General features: G+C 67.9%; 13 protein-coding genes. 11 read left to right on the forward strand and 2 right to left on the reverse strand.

Annotated elements, in window-relative coordinates; all coding sequences use genetic code 11:
* Nucleotides 1–3: 3 nt before the first annotated feature.
* A complete protein-coding gene (locus ACIQF0_RS20215) occupies nucleotides 4–1,551 on the reverse strand; it encodes a Na+/H+ antiporter (protein WP_401031252.1) in 1,548 nt (515 codons plus the stop codon).
* A 28-nt stretch (nucleotides 1,552–1,579) separates the two neighbouring features.
* Here ACIQF0_RS20215 and ACIQF0_RS20220 point away from each other — a divergent pair, with 28 nt between their 5' ends.
* The 5 genes from ACIQF0_RS20220 (at nucleotide 1,580) to ACIQF0_RS20240 (ending at nucleotide 6,987) form a co-directional block, all read left to right on the forward strand.
* Nucleotides 1,580–1,840 carry a UBP-type zinc finger domain-containing protein gene (locus tag ACIQF0_RS20220; protein ID WP_401031254.1) on the forward strand — a complete coding sequence of 87 codons (261 nt, stop codon included), beginning with the start codon at nucleotides 1,580–1,582 and terminating at the stop codon, nucleotides 1,838–1,840.
* 112 nt (nucleotides 1,841–1,952) lie between these two features.
* Complete coding sequence (locus ACIQF0_RS20225) at nucleotides 1,953–3,842, forward strand: TRAP transporter permease (protein WP_401031498.1); 1,890 nt, start codon at nucleotides 1,953–1,955, stop codon at nucleotides 3,840–3,842.
* Nucleotides 3,832–4,809, forward strand: a complete 978-nt coding sequence (locus ACIQF0_RS20230; protein ID WP_360040826.1) for a TAXI family TRAP transporter solute-binding subunit — start codon at nucleotides 3,832–3,834, stop codon at nucleotides 4,807–4,809. The genes ACIQF0_RS20225 and ACIQF0_RS20230 overlap by 11 nt, the downstream gene beginning before the upstream one ends.
* Before the next feature lie 16 nt (nucleotides 4,810–4,825).
* Nucleotides 4,826–6,082, forward strand: a complete 1,257-nt coding sequence (gene purD / locus ACIQF0_RS20235) for a phosphoribosylamine--glycine ligase (protein WP_401031256.1) — start codon at nucleotides 4,826–4,828, stop codon at nucleotides 6,080–6,082.
* Nucleotides 6,079–6,987, forward strand: a complete 909-nt coding sequence (locus tag ACIQF0_RS20240) for an ADP-ribosylglycohydrolase family protein (protein ID WP_401031258.1) — start codon at nucleotides 6,079–6,081, stop codon at nucleotides 6,985–6,987. The genes purD and ACIQF0_RS20240 overlap by 4 nt, the downstream gene beginning before the upstream one ends.
* On the opposite strand, the gene ACIQF0_RS20245 is transcribed toward ACIQF0_RS20240, so the two are convergent.
* Nucleotides 6,977–7,801, reverse strand: coding sequence for a GyrI-like domain-containing protein (locus ACIQF0_RS20245; RefSeq protein WP_401031260.1), 825 nt, complete (start codon nucleotides 7,799–7,801; stop codon nucleotides 6,977–6,979). The two genes, ACIQF0_RS20240 and ACIQF0_RS20245, sit on opposite strands and share 11 nt — an antisense overlap.
* Before the next feature lie 234 nt (nucleotides 7,802–8,035).
* On the opposite strand from ACIQF0_RS20245, the gene ACIQF0_RS20250 reads away from it, so the two are divergent.
* From ACIQF0_RS20250 to ACIQF0_RS20275, 6 genes are all read left to right on the forward strand, one after another.
* The gene (locus ACIQF0_RS20250) at nucleotides 8,036–8,494 is read left to right on the forward strand and encodes a hypothetical protein (protein WP_401031262.1); all 459 of its coding nucleotides are present in this window, start codon (nucleotides 8,036–8,038) and stop codon (nucleotides 8,492–8,494) included.
* 2 nt (nucleotides 8,495–8,496) lie between these two features.
* Complete coding sequence (locus ACIQF0_RS20255) at nucleotides 8,497–9,084, forward strand: DUF3558 domain-containing protein (protein ID WP_401031500.1); 588 nt, start codon at nucleotides 8,497–8,499, stop codon at nucleotides 9,082–9,084.
* Between the two features lie 9 nt (nucleotides 9,085–9,093).
* Entirely contained in the window at nucleotides 9,094–10,374 is a 1,281-nt protein-coding gene (locus tag ACIQF0_RS20260; RefSeq protein ID WP_401031264.1) for a hypothetical protein, read from the forward strand.
* A gap of 5 nt (nucleotides 10,375–10,379) precedes the next feature.
* Nucleotides 10,380–11,135 carry an ESX secretion-associated protein EspG gene (locus ACIQF0_RS20265; RefSeq protein ID WP_360040843.1) on the forward strand — a complete coding sequence of 252 codons (756 nt, stop codon included), beginning with the start codon at nucleotides 10,380–10,382 and terminating at the stop codon, nucleotides 11,133–11,135.
* A 133-nt stretch (nucleotides 11,136–11,268) separates the two neighbouring features.
* Nucleotides 11,269–11,574: a hypothetical protein gene (locus ACIQF0_RS20270; protein ID WP_401031266.1), complete on the forward strand. Its 306-nt coding sequence runs from the start codon at nucleotides 11,269–11,271 to the stop codon at nucleotides 11,572–11,574.
* 1 nt (nucleotide 11,575) lies between these two features.
* Nucleotides 11,576–12,748 carry a transglycosylase SLT domain-containing protein gene (locus ACIQF0_RS20275; protein WP_401031268.1) on the forward strand — a complete coding sequence of 391 codons (1,173 nt, stop codon included), beginning with the start codon at nucleotides 11,576–11,578 and terminating at the stop codon, nucleotides 12,746–12,748.
* Nucleotides 12,749–12,764 lie beyond the last annotated feature (16 nt).

Genomic DNA, 12,764 nt, shown 5'->3' on the forward strand with positions numbered 1-12,764 from the left:
CGGTTACTCACGAGACAGTGCCGCTTCCTCCAGGTCCAGTTCCCGCATGACCCGGAACAGCACCTCGTCGTCGATCTCACCGGCGTCGCGGGCCTTGACGAACTCGTCACGCTCGGCGCTGAGCATCAGCCTGCGCAGCCTGCGGTAGGCGGCCGCCGGGCTCTCCTCCTCCTGGCGCCCGAGCCGTTCCCACGCGGCGTTGCCCCTGTGCTCGGCCAGCGATCGCAGCTGGTCACGCACGTGGTCCGGGACCTCGTCGACCTCCTCGTCGAGCCTCGTCACCGCCGCCTGCGCGGCCCGGTGCTGCACCTGCGCCTCCGCCAGCGCGTCCTCGCGGGCGTCGTCGCCCTCGAAGCCGATCTTGTTGATCACCCACGGCAAGGTCAGGCCCTGCAGCAGCAGGGTCGCGACCGTGACGACGAACGCGCAGAACAGGATGATGTCGCGGCCAGGGACCTCCGCCGGCACCGCTGCCGCCGCGGCCAGCGTCACCACGCCGCGCATGCCGGCCCACGCGATCACCGTCACCTGCCCGAGGTGTGGCGGTCGTTCGCGCGCACGCACCCGTTTCGACAGGTACCTCGGGATGTAGGTGGCCGGGTACATCCAGACGAACCTGGCGAGGATCGCGGCGAGCAGCACTGCACCGGCACCGAGCAGCAGCGCGGCGTCCAGGTCGACGTCCCGGATGATCGCGGACACCTGCAGGCCGATGAGCGCGAAGACGAACGCCTCCAGCAACGCGTCCAGCGCCTTCCAGACCGCGGCGTCCTGCAACCGGGTCGAGTACCCGCCGCGTGGCGAGTGATGGCCGATGTAGAGCCCCGCGACGACGACCGCGAGCACACCGGAGACGTGCGCGACCTCCTCGGCGATCAGGTAGGCGCCGAACGGCACCAGCAGTCCCAGCGCGGTCTCCAGCACGCCCTCGCAGAGCCTCCTGCGCAGGAACCTGACCACCACGCCGACGATCAGGCCGACCGCGATGCCGCCTGCCGTGACCAGCAGGAACAGTCCGACACCCTCGGCCGGGTGCATGGCGGCACCCGCCGCGGCCGCCACCGCGACCTTGAACGCCGTGAGCGCGGTGGCGTCGTTGATCAGGCTCTCCCCGACCAGCAACGTCATCGCGCGCCGTTGCAGGCCGAGCTTCCGCCCGATCGCGACGGCCGCGACGGCGTCCGGCGGCGCCACGACCGCGCCCAGCACCAGCGCCGCGGCGAACGGCAGGTCCGGGAACACCAGCTTCGCCGTGATCCCGACGACGAGCGTCGTGAACAGCACCAGCCCGACCGCGAGCAGCCCGATCGGCCGCAGGTTCGCGCGGATGTTGAGGTAGGAGCTGTCCAGCGCCGCGCTGTACAGCAGCGGCGGCAGCACCACCAGCAGGATCAGGTGGGGATCGAGCTCGAACTCCGGCACGCCCGGTATGAACGAGACCACGAGCCCGACGGCGACCAGCACCAGTGGCGCCGACCAGTTCAACCGGCGCGCGATGGCAGTGACGACCAACGCCCCGAGGAGCAGCAGCAGAAGTTCAGGCCCGACCATGCGCTTATTTTGCGTAATGATGGAAGCCATGACCTGTTCGCACGTGAGTGCGTTGCCCCACTCGGTGACGCCGGAGTCGGTGGAGGACTGCGTCGACTGCCTCGCCCTGGGTGAGCGCAACTGGGCTCATCTGCGGATGTGCCTGTCCTGCGGGCACGTGGCGTGCTGCGACTCGAGTCCCCACCGGCACGCGACCGCGCACTTCGGCTCGTCCCAGCATCCGGTCATGCGCTCGTTCGAGCCGGGCGAGGACTGGCGTTGGTGCTATGTGGACAGTGCCATCGTGTGAGTCTTTGCAGTTCCTTTGGATTGATCCCCTGATGCTGTGATCGGCCCCACAGTACGGTCGGTTCGTGGCCAACCCGGACCTCGCCCGCATCGTCGCGGAGCATGACGAGGAGATGCCGTCGCGTTCGCTCTCACCCCGGTGGGAGCAGGCGCTGTGGATCGCCGGCCTGCTGATCGCGCTCCTCGTGCTCAAGCAGGTGTTCTTCCCGTTCGCCAAGGGAAGCCAGTACTACCTGATCATCTTCCTGGCGGTGACGCTGCCGCTCGTGTTCCTCGCGTACGGCCGCGGGCACACACCGCCGTGGTGGGACTGGATCCTGGCGGGGCTGGCGTTCGTCGTCGGCGCGTATCCGCTGTTCGGGGGCTTCGACGAGTTCCTGAACCGGCAGGGCCAGCTCTCGACGCTGGACGTGATCGCGGGCTCGGTGCTGCTGGTGCTGATCCTGGAGGCCTGCCGGCGCACGACCGGGTGGGTGCTTCCGGTGGTGTGCCTGGCGTTCATCGCCTACGCCTACTACGGCGGGTTCCTGCCGCCGTCCTGGTCGATCTCGCACTCCGGTGTCGACTTCCCGCAGATCATCAATGGTTTCTTCAACGACGCCAGCGGGTTCTACGGCACTCCGCTGGACGTCGCGGCGACCTACATCGTGCTGTTCACGATCTACGGCGCCGTGCTGAACGCCTCCGGCGCGGGCAAGTTCTTCGTGGACGTCAGCTTCGCCGCCTTCCGCAAGTCCCGGACCGCGCCCGGACGTACCGCGGCGACCGCGGGCTTCCTGCTCGGCACGGTGTCCGGTTCCGGCACCGCCACGACGGTGTCGCTGGGCGCCGTGACGTGGCCGATGCTGCAGAAAGCCGGGTATCCCAAGGAGAACGCGGGCGGACTGCTCGCGGCGTCCGGCATCGGCGCGATCCTGTCGCCGCCCACGCTGGGCGCGGCGGCGTTCATCATCGCCGAGTACCTGCAGGTCTCGTACCTGGAGGTACTGATCTGGGCGATCATCCCGACGTTGCTCTACTACCTGGGCATCGCGCTGGCCGTGGAAGCGGACGCGCGGCGGTTCGGTGCCCGGCCGGTCGACGTCGACGCGCCGCGGTTCTGGGACGTGCTCAAGCTCGGCTGGTACCACTTCCTGTCGCTCTTCATCATCATCGTGTTCCTGGCGCTGGACATCCCGGTCTACAAGGCCGTCGTGTACGCGACGGGCGTGGCCGCGCTGTTCGCGTTGATCAACCACCGGCGTGAGTGGCTGCGGCTGATCGCCGACGCGCTGTCGGTCGGTGTGCGCTCCGCGTTCCCGGTGATCGCGGTGTGCGCGGCGGCCGGTGTGGTGACCTCGACGATCACCAAGACCGGGCTGGGGCAAGCGCTTGCGGGGTCGTTGGTCGACTTGGCGTCGGTGATCAGTTCGGAACCGGTCGTGGTGCTGATGCTCACGGCGGTGCTCGCGGCCGTGGCGGTGTCCGTGCTCGGGCTGGCCGTGCCGGTGACGGCGTCGTTCATCATCTCGTGGGTCGTCATCGGGCCGGCGTTGATCACGCTGGGCGTCGAGCCTGCCGAGACCGCGATGTTCATCTTCTACTACGCGGTGTTGTCCGAGGTGACACCGCCGACCGCTCTTGCGGCCGTTGCCGCGGCTGCTCTGACCGGCGGCGACGTGATGAAGACGATGTGGCAGACGTGGAAGTACACGCTGCCCGCGTTCCTCGTGCCGCTGGCGTTCGTGCTGACCGACGGCGGCGCCGCGCTGCTGCTGCGCGGGCCGTTGCTGGACTCGGTGTGGGCGTTCGGCGCGTCCGCGCTGGGGGTGGCCGCTCTCGCCGTGCTGACGGGCGGCTGGTTGTTCGGTCCCGCCCGCTGGCCGGAACGCCTGCTGTGCGTGCCGGCCGCGTTGTTCCTGCTCTATCTGCAGCCGTTGACGATCGCCATCGGGGCCGGGTTCCTCGTGGTGGCCGTGGCGGTACACCTGGTTTCCCGTGGGAGGGTTCGTGATGCTGCGTAGGTACGCGATCGGTGCGATCGCATTGGCGCTCGTGGTTTCCGGGTGTGGCGGCAAGCGCACACCCACGACGCCGGACGCGTCGGGTGGCGGTGCGTCCTGTGAGGCGTCGGACGGGCGGATCACGATCGCGACCGGCAACTCCGGTGGCGTGTACTTCGTGGTCGGCGGTGGTCTGGCGAAGCTGATCTCCGACAACTCGAAGCTGAAGGCCTCGTCCGCCGAGACCGGCGCGTCGGTGCAGAACATCCAGCAGCTCGTCGCCGGCACCTACGACATCGCGTTCTCGCTGGCCGACACCGCCGCGGACGCCGTCAACGGCACCGGGGCGTTCAACGGCAAGAAGGAGAAGATCGCGGCGCTGACGCGGATCTACCCGAACTACACGCAGGTGCTCGTCCGGGCGGACTCCGGGATCAACTCCGTGGCCGACATGAAGGGCAAGCGGATCTCGACCGGTTCGCCGAAGTCCGGCACCGAGGTGATCGCCGGACGCCTGCTGAAGACGGCCGGTCTCAACATCGACTCCGACGTGCAGGCGCAGCGGCTCGACCTGACCAAGACCGCGGACGGCATGAAGGACGGCAGCATCGACGGCCTGATCTGGTCCGGTGGGTTGCCGACGCCGCAGATCACGGACATCACCACGTCCCTGAAGGACAAGGTGAAGTTCATCGACATCACCCCGCTGCTGCCGGAGATGAAGAAGATCAGCCCGGTGTACGACACGGCGCCGATCCCGGCGGCGACCTACGGGGTGGCCGAGGTTCCCACGATCGTGGTGCCGAACCTGCTGCTCGTGCGCGAGGACTTCGCGGCCAACAACGCCTGCGCCGTCACCAAGCTGATCTTCGACAAGAAGGCTGACCTGGAGAAGGTGCACCCGGCCGTGAAGGACATCTCGAAGGACAAGGCCGCGGCCTCCGACCCCGTCCCGCTGCACCCTGGGGCGAAGCAGGCACTGGGCTGAACTAGGCTCGGCCCTCGTGCGCGTCCTGGTCATCGGGTCTGGAGCCCGTGAGCATGCCCTTGTCCTCGCGTTGTCGCGCGACCCGCAGCTGACTGCTTTGGCGTGCGCGCCGGGCAACGCAGGCATAGCCGGGCACGCCGAGATCTACGGCCTCGACGTCGCGGATGCCTCGGCCGTCGCCGCCCTCGCGAAGGAGTGGAAGGCCGACCTCGTCGTCATCGGCCCCGAACAACCGCTGGTGGTCGGGGCCGCGGACGCTGTCCGTGCGCTCGGCATCCCGTGCTTCGGCCCGTCCAAGGCCGCTGCCTGCATCGAGGGGTCCAAGGCGTTCGCCAAGGACGTCATGAACGCCGCGGGGGTGCCGACCGCGCACAGCGAGGTCGTGGACAACCCGGCCCGTCTGGACGCAGCCCTGGCCCGGTTCGGGCCGACGTGGGTCGTGAAGGACGACGGCCTGGCCGCCGGCAAGGGCGTCGTGGTGACGGCTGATCTGGCCGCCGCCCGCGCCCACGCCATGACGTTGCTCGACGGCGGTCACCCGGTGCTGCTCGAGTCGTTCCTCGACGGCCCCGAGGTGTCGCTGTTCTGCGTCACCGACGGCGAGACCGTGGTGCCGCTGCTCCCGGCGCAGGACTTCAAGCGCGTCGGCGACGGCGACGCCGGCCCGAACACCGGCGGCATGGGTGCCTACGCGCCGCTGCCGTGGGCGCCGGAGGGCCTGGTGTCGGAGATCGTGTCGCGCTGCGTGCAGCCTGTCGTGGACGAGCTGCGCGCACGGGAGACGCCGTTCGTCGGCCTGCTGTACGCGGGTCTGGCGCTGACGTCCAACGGCGTGCAGGTGATCGAGTTCAACTGCCGCTTCGGCGACCCGGAGACGCAGTCCGTCCTCGCGCTGCTGAAGTCGCCGATCTCGGCCCTGTTCCTGGCGGCCGCCGATGGTTCGCTGGCGTCGTTGCCCGCCCTGGAGTGGGAGAACGGCTACGCCGTGACCGTCGTCCTGGCGGCAGAGGGCTACCCGAACCGCCCGCGCACCGGTGACGTGATCACCGGTTCCGAGGCCGAGGGCGTCCTGCACGCGGGCACGCGCCGCCGTGAGGACGGCGCCGTGGTCTCGGCAGGCGGCCGGGTGCTGTCGGTCGTGGGTACCGGCAAGTCGCTGTCGAAGGCCCGTGACCGCGCCTACAAGCGCATCGCGGACATCCACCTCACCGGCTCGCACCACCGTTCGGACATCGCTTCCAAGGCCATCGACGGGAAGATCACGCTGCCGTGAGCCTGCTGGGCTGTGTGCTGGGCGGGGCCGTCGGCGACGGCCTGGGCGCGCCGATCGAGTTCTCGTCGATCGACGCGATCCGCCGCCAGTACGGCCCAGCGGGTGTCGTCGACCTGCCCGCACTGGAGATCACCGACGACACCCAGATGGTGCTGTTCACGCTCGAAGGTCTTTTGCTGGCAAGAAATCTCGGCATCGACCCGCTCCTGACCGTGCGGGCCGCCTACGCGCGCTGGCTGCACACGCAGGGCGGCCCGGAGGTCGCTTCGGACGGTTGGCTGATGGCGGACCAGCGCCTGCACTCACGGCGGGCGCCGGGCCACACGTGCATAACCGCGTTGAAGCACAACGAAAAGAACAACTCGAAGGGCTGCGGCGGCGTGATGCGCGCCGCCCCGGTCGCCGTCTGGTCCTCAGACGTCCGCGAGGTCTTCGAGCTGGCCGTGGGCACGGCGAAGATGACGCACCACCACCCGAGCGGCTACCTGTCCGCAGGCGCCCTGGCCGTGATCGTCCGTGCGCTTCTCTCTGGTGCGGACTTGCCGTCCGCTGTCGCCGTGGCACGCGCCGAACTGGTCCGCTGGGACGGCCACGAGGAACAAACCTCGTTGCTGGACAAGGTGATGGGCGTGGGCCCGTTGACCCCGGAGGAGATCGAGTCCGAACTGGGCGGCGGCTGGGTGGGCGAAGAGGCCCTGGCCATCGGCCTGCACGCCGCCCTGGTGGCGCCGGACTTCCCTTCCGCACTGCGCCTCGCCGTGAACCACTCGGGCGACAGCGACTCGACGGGTTCGATCTGCGGCAACATCCTCGGCGCGCGCGACGGCGTCACCGTGATCCCCGCCGACTGGCTAGCCGTTCTGGAACTGCGAGACGTGACGGAACGCCTCGTCCTCAGCTGGTGACGGGAATCCACAACTCCGCGGTCGCCTGGTCACCGTTGATCTGCGTGCGCAACATCGACGGCCCCTCAACGCTCTCGTAGCTGTTGGACGGGAACCACTGCGTGTACACGTCCCGCCACATGTACTGAATCGTCTCGGGATAGGGCCCCTCAGCCGTGAACACAGCCCACGTGTTCTTCGGCACCTGCAGGGTCTCCATGTCCTCCGGCGCCTCCTCGCTCGTGACAACCCCCTGGAAGTAGTCGAGCATGTCGCCCTCCTCGACCCCTTCCTGGTTGAAGGTGAGAGCCAGCATCCCTCCCGGCTCCCCGTCACTGAGCGCCTTCATCCGGTCCAGCGTCGGCATCCCGATGCCCTTGACGAACTCGACGATCGCGGGATTCATCCCCAAGTGCACCAACGGCACCCGCGTCCCCCGTCCGACAACCCGGAACGCCTCCTTCTCCACAACCCGGTACTCCATGCTCGTACTCCCCTCCACAACCAGTCTGAACGTGAGAATCTGCTGCGACTGCAACACCTTCCTGCTGGCCCGAGCCTCCTGAGGCCCAACCCCGTGCATGGCCTTGAAAGCCCGCGCAAAGGCCTCGTTGGACCCATAACCCCACCGGACAGCGACATCAAGCAACGACTCCCGTCCACTGAGGACCTCGTTCGCCGCCTTGGTGAGCCTCCTGCGCCTGATGTACTCGCTCAGCGGAATCCCGGCGAGCGCACTGAACATCCGGCGCAGGTGGTACTCGCTGGTACCCGCGATCCGCGCGAGCACCTTGACGTCCACCTCGCCTTCGAGGTCGTCCTCGATGCGGGCCATGGCCTCGTTGAGTCGTTCCAGCACGTGCTCAACGCTATGGGGCTCGCCGCCTTCTCACCCGACTAGCTGTGCCCTATCCGATCGCCTGCGGCACGCTGCGCCATGGACGACACTGAGGGTGATGTGGAACCAACGAGGGGTGGTCTTCGTCCAACCACAGGTACGTCTTACGCAGGCGTTGGTAGCCTGCGAAGCGGGACCGAACCGTTACCAACCGTACGGGGGTAGGACGTCGTGACACAGGAGAACGCGGGGGCGGATGCCGTTCTCGGTGCCGCAGCGGGAGCGGCCGGCGGTGTGGCGGGGGTGGCGTTCAGCGCCCTGAAGGCAGCGAACTCGGTCATGGACAGAGTCTCGGAGAGCTTCGCGGGTGGGGGAACCCAGAAGTTCCACGTCGAGAAGGACACGGTCCTTCAGGCGGGCAAGGTTGTCCACGAGCAGATGATGATCCTCAACCGGGCTTACCGTCACATCGCGCCCAAGCTGCGAATTGTGACCATGGACGGCCAGGTCACCTCTGACGTCGTCACCGCCTGGAATGATCGGCTGCTTTTCAGTGACGACTCGTACGGTAAGCGGATCGAAGCCTACGTGAAAGTCCTGGAGAATCTTTCTGAGCAGCTGAAGGCGTCGGCCCAGCAGTACGGCTTCAGTGAAGAAGAGATCCAGGCGACGTTCAGGCTGAAAGAGTGACGATGCGTATTTCCACGATAGCTGCTGTGGTCCTTCTTGCGGCGGTGCTCTCGGCGTGCACCACCGGTGAGAAGGGGAACCCCACCGCTTCGCCGCCGTCGAGCGGATCGTCGGGGAACGACTCTGCCAGCAAGTTGCCCCCGCGTCCGGCAAGCCTGAAGGTCGACTCGGTGGACACCTGCAAGTTGCTGACCGCGGATCAGATGAAGCAGGTCGAGACGCTTGCTGCGGAACCAGACAAACTCGATCTGGTGGATGGGCAGCAATCGGCGAGCTGCCACTATTCGAACTATGCCAAATACAATTACACGATCGGTGCTGTCACCCACAAGGGAGTCGATTACTGGCTCTTGGGCGGTGGAAACCTCACCACCAACGTGATCAAGGTCGCCGACTATGGCGCCGTGAAAGTCGAACTGGCCGGTGGTAGCGGTTTCGACTGTTCTGTGGCGATCGACGTTGCCGACGGTCAGCAGTTGATGGTGAGTTACATCCCGGTGACGACCGGTGAGAAGGATCAGTCCGTTATTTGCGGCAAGGCCGAGAAGGCCGCTGGTCTCGCGCTTGCGACGCTCAAGACATTGAAGTGAGGGGGAACCATGTCGGGATATCGGCAGCTCACTGACTGGAACTTCGAGGGTTGGTCCAACGCGGATCTCGCGAACGAGGTCCAGAAGCTCTCGGGCACCTCGGTCGCTTCGAAGTTCGGCGAAGCGTCCGCAGCGCTGCGCGACTTGGCCAACACCCTGGAATCGGTCGACAAGACGATCCGTGACCAGCTCAAGACGCTCAAGATCGAGTGGGGTGGCGCCACCGCTGAGCGGAGCCACGCGAAGACGGACGTGGTCGCAGCGGGTCTCGACGACAGCAGCCAGGCGTCGAACGAGAGCTCCCAGGCGATGACCCAGCAGGGCGAGAGCACCAGTCAGGCTCGCTACAGCACACCCCCGTCGGAAGACCTGCGCGGCGACACCGAGAAGAACTTCGGAGACAAGGTCGGCGGCTTCTTCGGCGTCGAGACCGACCACGCCAAGGAGGTCGCGGCGACCAACGCGGCTCGTCAGCAGGCCATCGACAGTCTCAACGGCTACGTCACGGGCAGCCAGGGCTCGCTCGACAGCTTCCGCGCGCCCAACACGCCGCCGGACATCGTGGTCGCGAGCGGCGCGGTCAGCACCCCAGTCGGTCCTCCTGTCGGCGGCCTGCCGCCGGGTGGTTCTCCCGGCGTCCACGGCGGACCGGGTTTCACCGGCTCGCCCGGCAGCCCCGGCACTCCTGGCTTCTCCGGCGTGCCCGTCGGCCCCACCCCGGGCACGCCCGGCAACGCCACCGGCATTCTTCCCGGCGGCAACACCACGAACCCGATCGCGGCCGGCACTGGCCTGCCCAAGCCGCTGGGCGTCCCGCCCCTCGGCCTGGGCCTCGCCGCTGCCGGTGCCGCCGGTCTTGCCGGTGGCACGGCCGGTGCGCGTGGGGCTCAGGTCGTCGGTGGTGGACGTGGTCCCAGCCAGGCCCCGAAGACGCCCATCGCGCCCGCCGGGCCGAAGGGTGCGCCGAGCACGATCGGCGGCGGCAAGGCCGGCGGTGCTGGTGCCGGCGGTACCGGTGCTGCGGGCAAGGGGCCCGGTGGCGCGATGACGCCTGGCGGTGCCAGTGGCGTCGGACCTGAGTCCGGCCGGCCTGGTGCGGCTGCGGGCAAGGGTGGCGTCGGTGGCAAGGGCGCCGGGTCGCTCATGTCGCCCGCGGCCAGTGCTGCCAAGGGTGAAGAAGAGGAGGACGGCGAGCACGTGCGCAAGTACGGCGTCGACTCCGACGAGATGTTCGGTGACGACCGCATGGTGGTTCAGTCCGTCATCGGCGAAGACCCGAAGGACAAGTAGATCCCTTGAGCTCACCAGGTTCTGTGGTTCTGTCCACAGTGGAGTTCGCCGTGGTCTGGGAGGCGCAGCGCCTCCCGGCCGCGCACGTCGCGCTCGACACGCGGATTCCCTCCATCACCCACACCGAGAAGTCCGAGGTGGTGAAGCGGGCCTGGGAGTCGCTTGAGGCGCGCGGCCTGGCCCGCAACGGCCGGGTCGTGCCCGAGCTCGCCGACGGGTTCGCGCTGCTGGCGAACCACCAGGTGGCGATCGACCTGTGGATCTGGGCCGACCGGCAGATCACCGGACTGGCGGCGGCCATCGGGGACGAGGCGATCCTGGCTGTGCGGGATCGCGACGAGATGTGGTTGATCGAGGCTCGCGGCACGGCGCTCGCCGAGGCCGCCGTGTCCGTTGCCGGGGAGATGCCCGCCGGGTTCGGGCGGTCGATCAGCATGCCCTACGACGAACTCGTGGCGGCCGCCAAGGACGTCGGGCTCGACGCGCAACGGATGATCACCATGCTGGAGCGGCGGGGAATGCGGCTCGGTGACGCGCAGGAACTGGCCGGAATGCTCGACGGCATGTCCACGCGCGGGCAGTTCGGTGTGCAGCGCAACGGACAGCGTGCCGGCCGCGTCGTTTCCTTCCACGACACGCACAACGGGCGTTACCTCCGTCAGCTCAAGCCGAGCAGCGACGGCCGCAACTGGTGCACCATCACGCCGGTCGACAACCACCGGCTCGCCGGCTCGATCTGGGAGCTCTTGCAAGAAGTCTGATCGTGGAACCCTCGTTGATGCCCGCCCGTCGAAGTCGACGGGCGGGCATCGTCGTTCGAAAGAGCGAATCGGCGCCCCGCCTGACGCAATTCGTTCTAAGGTCGGCGAGTAGACGTTGAGGGGGTAGGCGCGCGTGGCTGCGACGAAGTTCAACACAGAAGCCATGGAACAGTGCCGAACGACCGTGAGCAGTCAGGCCGGGCAATTCGGCGCGATCGGTGACGGCTTTTCCGGCCAGTACGGCAATTCGGACATCTTCGGGAAACTCGGCTCTTCTGGCGCGATCTCGGGCGCGGTGTCCGCAATGGACCAGGCGGGCACCCAGGAGTTCGAAGCGGCCGAGAAGGTGCTGCGCAAGATCGAAGGCGCGCTCGACGTGATCCAGACCAATGCCGCGGACGTCGACGAAGCCAACAAGAACTCCCTGAAGGCGGTGTGACGTGAGCGCGATGGACGAAGTCGCGGCGTTGCCCGGCGGCGGCGAACTGGCCGCACTAGCGGACAAGATCGAGACCGCGCAGCCCCAGGCCGTGCGCGACATCGCGAACCGCTGGAAGCAGGCAGCGGGCAAGTGCGGCGACCAGACGAACGTCCTGCAACGGTCGGTGACGCAGCTCGACGGCGCCTGGGAAGGCAAGTCCGCGGACGGCTTCGTCGCCTACATGGCGAACGTCACGAAGTGCGGCACCTCGATGGCCGACGCGCTCAACGGCGCCGCGACCGACCTGGAGGCGGCCGCGAACGCGTTGGAAACCGCGAAGACCTCGATGAGCCGCATCTGCGAGAACCTCCTGAGCCGCGCCCGCCAAACGCGCCAGCAGCTCCACGGCCAGCCGCAGGAGGACGTGGACAGCGTCATCCGCGGCTACTGCGCCGAAGCCGTCAGCGACGCACAACCCGTTGTCTCCCAAGCGGAAAGCGCCGTCAACGCGGCAGCCGGCACCCTGAAGGGCCGCCCAGGCGCGCTGACCCCGAAGTTCTCGTCACTCGAAGACCCGAACACCCAGTCCTTCACACCCGCGCCGGGCAAGCCCGTCGAGTGGGCCCCGACCGCACCGCCCGACGACTCGACCAAGGCTTCGTCCACATCGGACCCACAGTCCACATCCACCCCCGCACCCGCGGCTTCCGGCCATGGCGGCGGTGGGGGCGGTGGTGCTTCCGGCGGTGGAGGCGGCGGTGGCGGTGGAGGTGAGGGCGGCGGCATGGGCGGCCTCGGCTCCAGCGGCGGCCCGCCCTCAGGCAGCCCGCCTCCCGGCAACGTCGAGGAGTGGATCCGCGAGGCCATCAAGATCCTGCAGGCCAACGGCATTCCGGTCACCGACGAGAACATCGACGAGATCTGGAAGATCATCGAGAAGGAGTCGAGCGGAAACCCGCACGCCATCAACCTCTGGGATTCCAACGCCCAGGCGGGAACGCCCTCCAAGGGCCTCATGCAGTGCATCGACTCGACGTTCAACGCCCACAAGCTGCCCGGCCACGACGACATCTGGAATCCGATCGACAACATCATCGCCGGCGTCCGCTACACGTTCTCGCGCTACGGCGGCTTCGAAGGCCACCCCGGCCTGAAGGCGATGTCCCAGGGCGGCGGCTACCAAGGGTATTAGCCCCGCCCGATCGGGT

It is taken from the genome of Lentzea sp. NPDC092896 (assembly GCF_044754905.1).
Classification (GTDB): domain Bacteria; phylum Actinomycetota; class Actinomycetes; order Mycobacteriales; family Pseudonocardiaceae; genus Lentzea.